The organism is Vibrio sp. CUB2 (assembly GCF_001557945.1).
In the GTDB taxonomy this organism is placed as follows: domain Bacteria; phylum Pseudomonadota; class Gammaproteobacteria; order Enterobacterales; family Vibrionaceae; genus Vibrio; species Vibrio owensii.
On the sequence record NZ_LNRB01000001.1, the window covers coordinates 365,145 to 378,348 of the forward strand.

12 protein-coding genes are annotated in these 13,204 nt (G+C 46.7%); 4 read left to right on the top strand and 8 right to left on the bottom strand.

Annotated features, from left to right (window positions below):
• Positions 1-43: 43 nt before the first annotated feature.
• Entirely contained in the window at positions 44-1,288 is a 1,245-nt protein-coding gene (locus ATB78_RS01665) for a membrane dipeptidase (protein ID WP_061007636.1), read from the top strand.
• A gap of 61 nt (positions 1,289-1,349) precedes the next feature.
• Here the strand turns inward: ATB78_RS01665 and ATB78_RS01670 are convergent, their stop codons facing one another.
• Together ATB78_RS01670 and ATB78_RS01675 are read right to left on the bottom strand one after the other, a co-directional pair.
• Positions 1,350-3,773, bottom strand: a complete 2,424-nt coding sequence (locus ATB78_RS01670) for a formate C-acetyltransferase/glycerol dehydratase family glycyl radical enzyme (RefSeq protein ID WP_061007637.1) — start codon at positions 3,771-3,773, stop codon at positions 1,350-1,352.
• Between the two features lie 2 nt (positions 3,774-3,775).
• Positions 3,776-4,717, bottom strand: a complete 942-nt coding sequence (locus ATB78_RS01675) for a glycyl-radical enzyme activating protein (RefSeq protein ID WP_061007638.1) — start codon at positions 4,715-4,717, stop codon at positions 3,776-3,778.
• 258 nt (positions 4,718-4,975) lie between these two features.
• Between ATB78_RS01675 and ATB78_RS01680 the strand changes: the two genes are divergently transcribed.
• Positions 4,976-5,650 carry a fructose-6-phosphate aldolase gene (locus ATB78_RS01680; protein WP_061007730.1) on the top strand — a complete coding sequence of 225 codons (675 nt, stop codon included), beginning with the start codon at positions 4,976-4,978 and terminating at the stop codon, positions 5,648-5,650.
• A gap of 237 nt (positions 5,651-5,887) precedes the next feature.
• Here ATB78_RS01680 and ATB78_RS01685 read toward each other — a convergent pair whose 3' ends face one another.
• From ATB78_RS01685 to ATB78_RS01700, 4 genes are all read right to left on the bottom strand, one after another.
• Positions 5,888-6,316, bottom strand: a complete 429-nt coding sequence (locus ATB78_RS01685; protein WP_061007639.1) for a DUF2809 domain-containing protein — start codon at positions 6,314-6,316, stop codon at positions 5,888-5,890.
• Positions 6,303-7,643, bottom strand: coding sequence for a cell envelope integrity protein CreD (gene creD / locus ATB78_RS01690; RefSeq protein WP_061007640.1), 1,341 nt, complete (start codon positions 7,641-7,643; stop codon positions 6,303-6,305). Before creD ends, ATB78_RS01685 begins: the two co-directional genes overlap by 14 nt.
• Before the next feature lie 75 nt (positions 7,644-7,718).
• Entirely contained in the window at positions 7,719-9,161 is a 1,443-nt protein-coding gene (creC, locus tag ATB78_RS01695) for a two-component system sensor histidine kinase CreC (RefSeq protein ID WP_061007641.1), read from the bottom strand.
• Entirely contained in the window at positions 9,161-9,871 is a 711-nt protein-coding gene (locus ATB78_RS01700) for a response regulator (RefSeq protein ID WP_061007642.1), read from the bottom strand. Before ATB78_RS01700 ends, creC begins: the two co-directional genes overlap by 1 nt.
• 260 nt (positions 9,872-10,131) lie before the next feature.
• Here ATB78_RS01700 and ATB78_RS01705 point away from each other — a divergent pair, with 260 nt between their 5' ends.
• Positions 10,132-10,644, top strand: a complete 513-nt coding sequence (locus tag ATB78_RS01705; protein ID WP_009706451.1) for a DUF2799 domain-containing protein — start codon at positions 10,132-10,134, stop codon at positions 10,642-10,644.
• Between the two features lie 34 nt (positions 10,645-10,678).
• Here ATB78_RS01705 and ATB78_RS01710 read toward each other — a convergent pair whose 3' ends face one another.
• Positions 10,679-11,137: a GNAT family N-acetyltransferase gene (locus ATB78_RS01710; RefSeq protein WP_061007643.1), complete on the bottom strand. Its 459-nt coding sequence runs from the start codon at positions 11,135-11,137 to the stop codon at positions 10,679-10,681.
• Positions 11,138-11,299: 162 nt separating this feature from the next.
• Here ATB78_RS01710 and eno point away from each other — a divergent pair, with 162 nt between their 5' ends.
• Complete coding sequence (eno, locus tag ATB78_RS01715) at positions 11,300-12,583, top strand: phosphopyruvate hydratase (RefSeq protein ID WP_061007644.1); 1,284 nt, start codon at positions 11,300-11,302, stop codon at positions 12,581-12,583.
• 70 nt (positions 12,584-12,653) lie between these two features.
• On the opposite strand, the gene ATB78_RS01720 is transcribed toward eno, so the two are convergent.
• Positions 12,654-13,124, bottom strand: coding sequence for a GNAT family N-acetyltransferase (locus ATB78_RS01720; RefSeq protein WP_061007645.1), 471 nt, complete (start codon positions 13,122-13,124; stop codon positions 12,654-12,656).
• Positions 13,125-13,204 lie beyond the last annotated feature (80 nt).

Below are 13,204 nucleotides of genomic sequence, written 5' to 3' on the forward strand. Positions count from 1 at the left end.
CCATCAAAATAAACGGACTTACACTCACTATTGAGAGGTTACTATGATCAAGAAAATGTCATTGGCAGCAATCACTATCGCCGTATCAATGGGCTCCGCTTACGCCAGCGTAGAAAGCAAAACGTGGCCAGCTTCAGACAAAGCGAAAGCCTTTGTTCAAGACACCATTGTGATTGGCATGCTAGCAAGCCCTTATGGTGCTGGTTGGACAGACGATCAACAACTTCTCGATTACTTCCAGTTAGCACGCGACAACGGAATTACTGGTCATGAATACACAATTACTGCGGCTGACCATAACTTTGATGACTTCATTTTCCACCACCACAAACACCGTGCAGCCATGGCGAAAGAACCAGACAACTTTATTGTTGCCCACTCCAACCAAGACATTGAGAAAGCGCACGTAGAAGGCAAAACGGCCGTTCTTTGGAATAGCCAAACTGCCACAATTTTGGAAGAAGACGTGACTCGTATGGCGCTGCTTAAAGACATGGGTTTGAAAAGCATGATCTTGGCGTACAACGATATTTTTCGTACCGGTTCAGGTCAATTAGCTGCCTATAATGGTCGCGATATTGGCTTAACGCCTTGGGGCCAATCAGTGATCGATGAGATGGTGAAATACCGCGTAATTCTCGACTTGAGCCATACCGGTTCCAAGACCGCCAATGATGCGATGGATTACATGGAAAAGAATCATGCTGGAACGCCATTTATCTACTCTCACTCAGTCCCTGCGGGTTTGTATAAGAGTGAACCCGATGCGACTCCAAAAGGCTGTTACCGTGCAATCCCTGATGATGAAGCAATTCGTGCTGCGAAATCTGGCGGATATGTATCTCCAACCTTTACCGAGTGGATGATGGATGGTGTATGGCCTGAGGACATTTCACCAAAACAAGCGGCAGATATGATTGATTACTATGTGAAATTGGTTGGTGTTGACCATGTTGGTATCGCTACCGATGACATGTTCTCGACAAAAGGCGTGGTCGATTTTGCGACGAAAAACGCCAAGATGTATGACGATGGCGGCTACATGATTGACGCCTTCAACAAGGGAGCAACAGGCAACGGCGAACTATCCAAGATCTTAGCCGCAATTACTGATGACTTATGGGCACGAGGCTACAGCAACGAAGACTTGGCGAAGATTTACGGTGGTAACAAGATGCGAGTATACGCTCAAGTTTCCGAAGGCGTCGACCCAAAAGCGTTCCAAGAGCAGTATTCAAAACGCTTGGAAATACTGACAAAAATGCGCCGCGAGCATATGGGTAAATAAACTCATACCAAAACGCAAAAAGGCACCGATTGGTGCCTTTTGTTTTACTTAGTGAGTGTACTTACAGCTCGTGCTCAGTACGTGCGATGATGTCGTCTTGAGCATCTGGTGATAGCGCGGTGAAGAAGGCTGAGTAACCTGCGACTCGCACAACAAGATCACGATATTGTTCAGGGTTCTTCTTCGCAGCTAGCAAGGTCTCACGAGAGACGATGTTGTACTGCACGTGCCAACCTTTGTGGTGGTTGAAGAAGGTACGAATCAACATAGAAAGCTTGAGCTTATCCCCTTCAGACTCAACCGCTGCCGGGCTTAACTTCTGGTTAAGCAGCACGCCACCAAGGATCTTGTTCGCTTGGATCTTACCGACCGAGTTGTACACAGCCGTTGGACCTAAACGGTCTGAGCCAGATGACGGGCTTGCACCTTCAGCTAACGGCGTTTTCGCTTTACGACCATCTGGCGTTGCCATGGTTGAAGCACCGAATGGGACGTTTGCCGAAATACTTGATGTACCTGCGTAGTAACCGCCGCCAATTGGACCACGACCATGACGCGTATTAACGAACTGCTCTAGCTCATCAATGTACACTTGGTACGCGTCTGCCAGTAGTTGGTCTACTGCGTCATCATCGTTACCGTATTTTGGTGCAAAGTTGATAAGACGTTGGCGAAGCTGTTCGTTCTCCATGCCGTCGAAATCTTCAGCCAATGCTTTTGCCAACTCTGGTTGGGTGATTTGCGCATCATCGAAAACAAGGTGCTTGATGGCGGCTAGGCTGTTACCTAAGTTGGCGATACCGACTTGCAAGCCAGATACCCAATCGTATTTCGTGCCACCTTCTTTCACAGTTTTACCGCGAGCCAAACAGTCATCCACTAGTGTTGAACAGAAGATGTCTTGAGCTTGCTGTTCAAGTACGCTGTCGACGACTGTATCAATCTCAATCGATTTACGGGTGTAGTAGCGGATTTGCTCTGCCCAAGAAGCCGTCACTTGCTCAAAGTTCTCAAAGTTGCCTTTTGCTAATGACTTATCGTGCGGCAAGAAAGCTTTACCCGTTGTTGCATCCACACCTTCATTCAATGAAGCGAGCAGGATACGAGCGAAGTTAATGAAGCTCATGCCCGTACAACGGTAACCCCATTTGCCTGGAACCGCCGTCTCGATACAGCCGATAGATGCGTAGTTGTAAGCGTCTTCTTTCTCTACGCCAAGCTTGATGAATTCAGGAATGACAATCTCATCGTTGTTGAAAGCAGGCATGCCGAAACCGCATTTAATCACTTCGATACAACCCATTAAGAATTCTTGGTTCAAACCTTCATGGTAACGCACACTCAAGTTAGGTTGCGTCGAACGTAACTGACCACAAGATTCCAGAATCGCCCAAGAAAGTGGATTCACTGCGTCTTCAGGCTCACCCTTTTCATTCAACTTCTGACCGCCAATACACACGTTTTGGTACAGCGGAGAACCTGCGGAGGCTTTTGAGTGTGCGCCAGAGCGAATCTTGTTCACTTCAAGTAGCTTCAACCAACAGCTTTGTAAAAGCTCTAGTGCAAAGTCTTCTTCAATCGCGCCGTTTTCGATATCACGAACATAAAACTCGTTGAGGAATTGGTCCATACGACCGAAAGAAACCGAGTGACCGTTCGATTCGATTTGTAGCATCAACTGAACGAAGTAGCTTAATTGCAGTGCTTGCCAGAAGTTTTCTGGTGCGTGGCTTGCTACATGACGACAGTTTGCCGCAATGCTTTCTAACTCAGCTTTGCGCAGCGGGCGTGTCTCTTCTAGCGCCATTTTTGCCGCCAATTCAGCGTAGCTCACCATGTGGTCTTGAATGGCAAGCAGTACAATTTCGACCGACTTGTAGAACTGCTCTTTCTTCAAGCCTTCAAAGGTCGAAACATCATTGTTAGCACAGTGCTGACGAACATCCTCTAACAAACCGTTCATGCCTAGCTTCAAGATTTTCTCGTTATCCACCGCAAGGTGCGCATCACCCGAAGTCATGTTGCCTTCAGCTTTAATGATGGTGCTGGCTAAGATCTCTTGCTGCTCATCAGTGAACAAGCCGTAACAACGGTCTTGAACGGTTTTACCGCGCCAGTACGGTGTGATGCTGTGGATGCTTTGCTTATCTTCTTCAGTGACCGCAAAGCCTGCACCAGGACGGTCGGCTAGCTCATCAATTTCCGCTTCAATCCAACGTACAGTGTATTCTGGGAAAATAGGCGCAGCGCGTACTTTGCTCGCTTGGTTACCGACGATTAACTCATCATGCTTAATCCAAATCGTACGAGTGCGTAAGTGCTCTTGCAGTGCTAGCGCACGTTGGACAATTACAGGTTTGTCTTCGTTCGCTTGATAAGCACGAGTGTATGCCTCTGCACGCTCGGTACAGACAGGTGGCGTTACGATATTTACCAGTGCCGATTTGTGCGCTTTGATACGCTCAGGAAGGTAATTCAGGTCCATAGTTAACCTCTTACAATCACGTTAAGTTGGGTGTTTTCGCTTGCGTATTGCATGGCGCTTTCTAGCAGTTCTGGTTTGTTTAATGGCTTGTCAGAACACTCGTAAGGCATATCGAGCAAACGGTATTTATTGATGCCGAGCGTGTGGTACGGCAGCAAGTGAAGTTCTTGGCAGCTTTCTAGTGAAGCCGCAAAATCGATGATGTCTTTCAACTCTTCGATGGTGTCATTGAACCCCGGCACAACGGGAACACGAATCACAATGCGCTTCGCGATAGGTGCCAGTTTTCGGAAATTATCTTTGATGCGTTTTAGTGAACCTTTCGCCCAGCTAAGAAACTTTTCTTCGTCGGTATGTTTTAAATCCGCCAACCAGCAATCAATATGCGGCGCGGCTTTTTCGACGTTCTTCCACGGCACATGCATGCACGATTCAATAGCGGTAGAGACTTGGTTGTCATGCAGACGCTGCGCGAGTTCTGCCACCAAATCCGCTTGCATGAGAGGCTCACCACCGGAGAAGGTCACGCCACCTTGGCTTTGGTCGTAGAAAGGTTTGTCTTTCATCAAGGTGTCGAACAGCATGTCTGATTTTGCCTCTTCACCGCAGACAGTCAGTGCTTGCGTAGGACAGACGTTTCGAAGCGCGATCAGTTGGTCTTCTTTGATGGCTTTGCGATTGATGATGATCTGGTTGTCGATACGTTGAATACCATCACCCACCGTTTCACTATCCGCTGTAGATTGAGTTGTGGCTTGATAAGCAGAAACGCACAGCTGGCAATCTTCCATGCAGCTTCGCTGATCAAACAACAGTGAATGCTTTTCGCTGCGACTTTCTGGGTTTTGACACCAAGGGCAAGACAAGCTGCATCCTTTAAGAAAAAGAATGGAACGAATGCCATCGCCATCATGGGTAGAGAATCGTTGGATATTGAAATACATCTCTGCTTGCCTCTTGGTCTGTGCTACCGCTGTGTACCTAATTCGTTTCTTTCTTGCTGGTTAAGTCTTATGAACGGCTTTTCTTTGTTCGAACTGAAAGCTTCATTTGAGCGTTTACAAGTTTCACTTAACTTTCATTTAATGAAATTATTATAGTTTCAAATGAAATTTCAATTGATCAAAATCAAGATCTCGTTCGATTGTCAGATCTATAGTGATCCCATCATCAAAACGAAGATTTTGTTTAAGGTAGAAACCATGATTGAACTTTATTTAGATACTGCTGATGTGGCAGAAGTAAAACGCTTTAACCAGTGCCTACCGCTAAAAGGCGTGACGACAAACCCAAGCATTTTGGCGAAGTCAAAACGGGGGCTGAATGAAACCCTAGCAGGCATGCAAGAAGCACTTGGCGGTACACCTCGCTTTCACGCTCAAGTCGTGAGTTCAACCGTCGAAGGTATGCTGGCAGAAGCGCGCCAACTGAATGAATTGCCTTACGATATGGTGGTAAAAGTGCCAGCAACAGAAACCGGCTTAGCGGCAATTAAGCTAATGAAAAAAGAAGGAATTCAGGTTCTTGCTACGGCTATCTATTCAGCTCAACAAGGTTTCCTTGCAGCACTGTGCGGTGCAGACTACCTAGCACCTTACGTAAACCGCATTGATGCGATGAACGGCAACGGTGTTGAAGTGGTCGCGGATCTTCAATTGTTGCTCGATCAAAACCAACTACCAGCGAAGATTTTGGCAGCCAGCTTCAAGAACACTCAACAAGCGATGGAAGTGATGAAACTGGGTATAGAAGCCATTACATTACCAACCGATGTGGCGGCACAAATGTTCGCTCACCCAGCAGTAAAACCGGCGGTTGAACAGTTCGATAAAGACTGGAAAGAGACGTTCGGCGATAAACTTTCATTTGAAAGCTGATTAAAAGTAAGAACTATAGATCTTAGTTAATAAAGGGAATCTCAACTCACCCTGTGCGTCGGTGAGTTTAAGATTCCCTTTTGTATTTCAAATAAAGAGGTGAGGTTTACAGCAGTTCTCTATTGGTCAGTGACCAAAGGTACACGTGCTTGAGTAAACTGGTTTTGAGCCTCTTACGAATACCTCGTTTGGAATGGCGGAGTCGGTTTGGTAGCACAATAGCTTTCATCTCGGTTTTCATTTCTTTTCCATCCACCAACACAGTAGACCTCCGATGCAGTAAGCCAGCAGATCTTTCCAATCAAATGTAGCGCCAAAAATTACAGCCAGAGGCGATGAAGATTCGATACCAAGCCAAGCTGCGACCTGAAGCAATTGCCCCAACTCGACAGCAAACGCAATCAACACCACCAATGAAACCAGCCAGTTAACGGGCATAGAGAACATACTTGCAAGAAAGTAGTAGAGCCAAACCACAACGAGAACATCACCAACTGTCGGACGAATAAAGCTGTCTCGAACATAGAGCGCAATAATGACCAATGCGATAAAACACACCAAGCTTTTCAGTCCATTTTTTGCAGATAATCGCAGGTGGATAGCGGATGTCTCTTCCACCATATCGCTTGGCTGACCAGTGAGAGTTGCTCGCTTAAACGTCTTCATGATTCGCCTTTGCACTTTCTTCTGCTTTCTTGTTTCGTGCGTACCAGTCGACGTTGCGTGTAATGACCATAGTGAAGCTCAAAATCGCGAAACACAGTAATGTCCCCATAACCAATGCGTAGCTTTCTGCTTGTAGCAAGCCAAACAGTAATCCGTAGAGAGTGAGCAAACACGCTCCGAACATCGCGCCGTGTTTGGTGTTGCTCAACATACCGCTCACGTACACACTTAAAAGCCCTGTCGATGCGACTGCTGATACCACATACGCCCAGTTAAAGCCGAGGTGTTCACTCATCGAAATCAGCAACAGATAGAAAAGCGCTAAAGCCAGACCAATAAAGCCGTATTGCACAGGGTGAACCGGACGCGCTTGGAACAGCTCCAGCAAGAAGAAACTCGCAAACACTAATGTGATAACCAACAGTGAATAGTTTACAGCTCGGTGGGATTTCAAATAGTGGTCAACGGGATCAATCAAATCTACGCCCATTTGCCGCTGTTCAAGCTCGTGACAAGCGTGATTCGATGACAAACAGCTTTGGAACAGCTGCGCGATATTGGTAGAGAAGTTATTGCTCGCCCATTGTGCATTAAATCCATCTTCGGATACCTCTGACGACACTGGTAAGTAATCACCGATAAAGCTTGGATGCGCCCATGCTGAAGAGAGCTCAACTGTTGTTTGACTGCCGATTGGCGTGACTTGAAGTTGCCCCATCCCTTGCAGCAAGAAGTTAAGATCGAAAGCCAAAGGTTGCTCTATGTTCAGGTCAGCGAGAGTCAGAGCACTATGGAAGCCTTGTGGTAACTGATTTAACCCCGTTCCCGGTACGACTTCGATATCAGCACTCGCCATGGTCATGTCATCCAAACGAATCAATCCACGGCTGTCTTCAATGCCAACCACTAGGCTCATGTTTTCAATATCAAGCCCCTGCAACGCCGCGAGATCGTCTGCATCGAAAGTGCCTTTCAGCGCCACTTGTGCTTTGTATAAACGCGCACGGTAAATGCCTCGGTACTTTTCAAAACTGTCCAGATTCGCGCTCATATCAAAAGTGCTAGGTAAAAGAAATTTACGACGCTCTTTAATCTGTACTTTGTCATCTCGGTAACTGGTTTCGGTGTAGTTAACCATGATGAATGGACCAATGATGCGCTGCTCGCCGCTGCTGCTGCGTGCGATGTCGTTTCTGACTTCATCTTGGCGATATGAGCGTTCTGAGATCAGCCCTGTGACCATTGAAAGCGGGATTTGCAGTAAGACAAACAAAAACAGCACGAAGGCGAACTTCGTGCCGAGTTGGTTATTGAGGATCTTTTTCATGTTTCATTCTCCATTTGCTGATGGAAGTAATCTAAATCAGCAATTTGGAGAACGAATGGAACTAATGTGGAGTTTCTATGGAGTTGGTAAAATCAAGGTCACTTTCACACCAGAATCGACGTTTTCGACTTGCAACTTACCTTTGTGCAGCTTGGTCACTTGCTCAACAAAATTCAGCCCGAGCCCAGTGCTCTTAACGCCATTTTCCCGAGCGAGGGAGTAGAAGCGCTCGGTTAAACGAGGCATTGCATAGTCGGGAATGTGAGGACCTGAATTGAAAATCGACAGGCACACTTTCTCTTTCGTGACCTCAGCTTTCCACTCAATGCATCCCTCTGAGTGGGCAAAATCCAGCGCATTATCCATCAAGTTAAAAACGGCTTGTTTCAGTAAGAAGGCATCACCAAGCACGGAGAGATGGTCATCAATTTGGATGTTGGCAATCACCGATTTAGCACTCAAGCGCGCATCCGCCGATTCAACCACTTCATTGACCATTTGTTTTAGCGAGATAGCTTCGACTTGTTCTAACTCGGGGCGCTTTTCAAGGCGAGCCAGTTCGAGCAACTTATCAATCAATGACTGCATGCGGTCGCTTTCTCGCTCAATGTTGCCAGCAAAGCGCGTGACCTTTTCTTCAGGCAACGGCATTTGCAATATTTCACTCGCGCCTTTAATCGCTGACAACGGGCTTTTCAGCTCATGAGTCAGCGTCTGTACGTACTCTTCCACATACTGTTTACCATCGAGCTGGTTGCGCATTTTCTCCAATGCGTCGCTTAGCGTGCCGTACTCATAAAAGATACGAAATGTTGGCTTAGAAACCTTTTCGCCCTCACCCATTTTGGTTGCGTAGTCTTCTAGCTTATTCAGTGCCGAGTGAATTCGCCAAGCAAACAATGCCCCTGCCAAAAGCACTAAACCACTCATCCACACCATCCAAAACAACACATTGCGTTTAGACAGATCGATGAAGGGTTGTACTGAGCGATTGGATTTTGCCACCGTCACGCTGCCAATGATTTCGCCTCTGTGGTAAATGGGCGCAGCAACGTGCATAACGGTTGAGAGCGGATCTTTCGGGTCTTCGATGGTACTGCGCGCGCCGTATTGACCACGCAACGTGAGATATACATCGTTCCATTGTGAGTAGTCTTTACCGACGTCTTGCTGCCAAGAATCCGCAATCACAATGCCTTGTTTGTCGGTAATGTAAATTCGATGGTTAATCGCTTTTTTGCCAATTTCCCAAATGCGCGCTTGAGGCTCTCGCTGACCATAAGCCGCTAGTAGTTTGGAGAAGCGACTCTCAGATAACTTACCGTTCGCAACATCTTCTTCTGCCAATACCGCGAGCAAGTTCGCCATATCCACCAGCGTTTCTTCGGTGGTTTGGCGCACGGTTGGCTTAAGTTCTTGGACAACGGTTTTGCTCACCATGTAAGCCGTCATCCCGACTAAGATGAAGTAGAGAAAAAACAGTCTGAGTCCAAGAGGGATCTTCGGCCAGCGATTCATCATTCACCTTTAATGCAGTAAAAGTAACCAAAGCCACGCTTGGTACAGATGCGCTCAGACATCTCAAACGGCTTTAACTTATGGCGAATGGCTTTGATGTGGGTATCGATATTGCGCTCGTATGCAGCCTCTGGCGCCATGTCTGCAGCGACCATGAGCTGCTCTCGACTCAATACATTGGAAGAGACGGAAATCAGTTTATCGAGAATCTTAAATTCAACCGCAGTTAACCCAAGCATTTGCCCGCCAACACCATAATCGAAGTTCTGCGCAACCAAATCATGGCTCAATTGAGGTTGTTCTGGAACAGCCACAGGCTCTGGTTTGTGCTCTATCATTGGCGCTTTAGCTTTGATTCGAAGTTTAATGCGCGCCAGCATTTCGCGCGGGCTAAATGGCTTAGTCACGTAATCATCCGCCCCAATCTCCAAGCCCACTACGCGGTCAATTTCATCGCTTCTTGCGGTGAGAAAGATAATGGGAATATCAGAAAACTCACGGATGGTTTTGCACAATTCAAAACCATTGCCATCCGGCAAGCCTACGTCTAACACAAGTAACGCTGCGGAGTTGTGCTGCAAAAAAGCTAAGCCCTCTCCTGCCGTTGCAAACCACTCTGCGTGGTAGCCATCCATCTCTAATACATGAATCAGGTTCTCTGCAATGGCAGATTCATCCTCAATAATGACGACGGTTGATTGGTCGCTCAATGTTCTAACCTCACTGACGATACTTGTTTAGATGCACATCTTATTCACTTACTTTGGCGCAAAGGCTATCGGATTGATACCACAAAGGCAAAATCCGTGAATAATATTAATCAAACACCCTCTCATTCAGCGTGGTGAACTTATCACTCACACTGATGAGTCACTACAATTGTGAATACAATGATTTCAACCATTGATATGAACAGTGTTCATTTTACACTCGAGTTATCAATTCGATTTTGTTTAAAGGACAGTAACTGATGAAAAGAGCGCTAATCCCCCTAGCTTTACTCACTTTGCTCTCTGGTTGCGCCAGCATGTCTCCGGATGAGTGCAAGACGGCGAACTGGTACAAGGTAGGTTATCAAGATGGCCGAGACGGCAACGATCCAAACGTTATTAATAGTTATACCGAAGACTGTGGTGAAGCTGGCGTGACACCAGACCGAGCGAAATGGAAAGAAGGCTTTGATAAAGGCACTATCCAATATTGCTCACCAGACAATGGTTACACTGTCGGTATCGAAGGCAAAGAATATTACGGTGTGTGCAGCAGCAAAGAATTCATTGAAAACTACCAGTTAGGTCATCAAGAATATCAACGCCAACAACGCATCCAAGAGATCGATACTGAAATCTCGGTCATCGATAATCAACTTGATGGCAATCCAGACAAAGACAATGCCAAACGTCTGAAAGAGAAGAGAAAGCGATTGGCTGACGAGCGTTCAGACCTGTTGTCGCCAACCATCAACTTGAATCTAAATTTCTAAATCAATTGGATTTAGCTTCTAAAAGTTAATGGCCCTAGCTCAGTTCTAGGGTCATGAATTGGCTGTTTGGATCGAGTTCGTAATCCCCGAACGGCTCGCAGTACACAAAGCCATGCTTTTCATACAACAGGCGCGCAGGTTTAAAAAACTCCATCGAGCCCGTTTCTAAACTCAAGCGCTGCAAGCCTTTTTGCTTCGCTCGCTCAATCACATGAATCAATAATTGAGATGCCACTCCTTGGTTTCTTGCCGCTGGCGTGGTGCGCATGGATTTCAGCTCCGCGTGTTGGCCATCCAACTCTTTAATCGCAGCACAACCAAGCAGTTGCTCACCCTTCCATCCGGTCCAAAATGTCACTTCTGGCGCTTTGAGCTTATCTAAATCTAACGCATGCACGCTCTCTGGTGGTGACGTGGCGTACATGTCTTGCAAATGTTCTTCTAGCAATGCAATGACTGCTGCTCTTTCTAAATTGTCGACTTCTATCTTCACGACTCTTCCTTGATAACCAATGGCCTTTCTGGAATTTATGTGAAAACAGCCACATAAACAACTGTCTTCAACATCAAAGATATCAAGAGTCATCGTAATCAAAAATCTGTGTCTACACTCTTAAAGTCATTTCCCCACCTAACTGATCATTGAGGACATACTATGGATTTCTTGATTGAGGATATTCTGGCGCGCGAAATTTTGGATTCACGCGGAAATCCGACTGTGGAAGTCGAAGTCACACTCGGTTGTGGCATTGCAGCAAGAGCATCGGTGCCCTCGGGTGCCAGTACAGGTTCACGAGAAGCGGTTGAACTGCGAGATGGTGACGACACCCGCTTTGGTGGCAAAGGTGTGCTCAATGCCGTTCAACTGATCAACACCGAAGTGCTTGAAGCCATTGTTGGTTTGGACTCACGCGATCAAGCGTTAATTGACCGCATTATGATCGAGTTAGATGGCACCGAAAACAAATCCCGTATCGGCGCGAATGGCATTCTTGGTGTCTCCCTCGCCGTTGCCCGTGCAGCCGCACTAACCGCTGACGTACCTCTGTATCAGTATCTTGGCGGTGTGGGCGCTAACCTATTACCTGTGCCTTGTATGAACATCCTCAACGGCGGTGTGCATGCTCGCTGGCAAGGTCCGGATTTTCAGGAATACATGATTGCGCCATACGGTGCTGAAAACTTCAGACAAGCGGTGCAATGGGGCAGCGAGGTGTATCATGCATTGCGCCAAGTTCTGTTGGAGTCTAATCACTCAGTCGGCGTCGGTGATGAAGGTGGCTTTGCGCCAGCTGTGAAGTCCAACCGCGAGCCGTTAGAGTTGATTGTCAAAGGCATTGAGAGAGCTGGATTAAAACCTGGTGTCGATGTCGGTATCTGTATGGATCCAGCCTCTAGTGAGTTCTATGAGAATGGTAAATACAAGCTACGCTCAGAGAACCGTGAACTGACCTCTGCAGAGATGATTGAATACTACGAGAAGTTGGTAGAAGACTTCCCTGTGGTTCTTCTCGAAGATGGACTTGCTGAAGACGATTGGGATAACTGGCCGCTATTGAATGAGAAGCTTGGCGGTAAGATCGAAATCGTCGGCGATGATCTTCTGGTTACCAACACCAAATACATCCAAAAAGCGATCGACATGAATGCTGCTAACTCAGCATTGATCAAACTGAATCAGATTGGCTCGCTAACCGAGACCATTGAAGCGATTCAAATGTGTCACCACGCTGCATGGGGCGCGTTTGTTTCTCACCGTTCGGGTGAAACCACAGACAGCTTTATTGCCGATATGACCGTTGCACTTCGCACAGGTCATCTTAAAACAGGTGCGCCATGTCGCGGTGAACGTGTCGAAAAATACAATCAGCTAATGCGCATTGAAGACGAGTTAGGCTCAATGGCGGTGTTCGCTGGGCGTAAAGCCTTCGTTCACTAACAGCTCAATACATCTAAAAGAAAGCCGCACAGTGTAGAACTGGGCGGCTTTTGGTTTTTTAGCACAATGACTACAAGGCTTGTCGCATGATGTGCTGAGGCCCAACCGGACCACCATGATACAGCTCATTAGTATCTTCAAAACCTGCTTTCAAATAGCACTGATAAGCCGGTACATTGCGGCAATTAACCGTCAAATAGAGAAAATCAAAGCTCGGAAAATGCAATTTAGCGTAATCAGCAAACTGGCTGATGGCTCGCTTGGCAATACCTTTGCCTTGATGACGATGATCCAACAACAACCAACGCACGCCTAAACTCTTTTCCGGACAGAAATCGTAGTTCTCGCTGTATACGGCATCGAAGACAAAAAAGCCAACCACTTGATCATCCAATAAGATCAAGTGTGCTAGCTCTGTCGGTTTAAGACTTTCCAATAACTCAGGAATATTCGCGACTGTGTATTGGACTTGATCCTCTAAGACTTGCAGCTCAAGGGTTTGCTCATGACGGCATGGCGTGTACTTTTCAATGGTAATCATAATCATCCTTGCTGTTTTTATACCCATTTCATACAGGGTATGTCGTAAATGGAAAAACCTGCTGTCGTATTTCCCACTCG

Bases quoted from the DNA above. Each gene is read 5' to 3' on its own strand.
- ATB78_RS01685 (WP_061007639.1), bottom strand. From the start codon at position 6,316: ATGAAGACGTTTAAGCGAGCAACTCTCACTGGTCAGCCAAGCGATATG.
- ATB78_RS01670 (WP_061007637.1), bottom strand. From the start codon at position 3,773: ATGGACCTGAATTACCTTCCTGAGCGTATCAAAGCGCACAAATCGGCA.
- creC (WP_061007641.1), bottom strand. From the start codon at position 9,161: ATGAATCGCTGGCCGAAGATCCCTCTTGGACTCAGACTGTTTTTTCTC.
- eno (WP_061007644.1), top strand. From the start codon at position 11,300: ATGGATTTCTTGATTGAGGATATTCTGGCGCGCGAAATTTTGGATTCA.
- ATB78_RS01720 (WP_061007645.1), bottom strand. From the start codon at position 13,124: ATGATTACCATTGAAAAGTACACGCCATGCCGTCATGAGCAAACCCTT.
- ATB78_RS01665 (WP_061007636.1), top strand. From the start codon at position 44: ATGATCAAGAAAATGTCATTGGCAGCAATCACTATCGCCGTATCAATG.
- ATB78_RS01680 (WP_061007730.1), top strand. From the start codon at position 4,976: ATGATTGAACTTTATTTAGATACTGCTGATGTGGCAGAAGTAAAACGC.
- ATB78_RS01705 (WP_009706451.1), top strand. From the start codon at position 10,132: ATGAAAAGAGCGCTAATCCCCCTAGCTTTACTCACTTTGCTCTCTGGT.
- creD (WP_061007640.1), bottom strand. From the start codon at position 7,643: ATGAAAAAGATCCTCAATAACCAACTCGGCACGAAGTTCGCCTTCGTG.
- ATB78_RS01675 (WP_061007638.1), bottom strand. From the start codon at position 4,717: ATGTATTTCAATATCCAACGATTCTCTACCCATGATGGCGATGGCATT.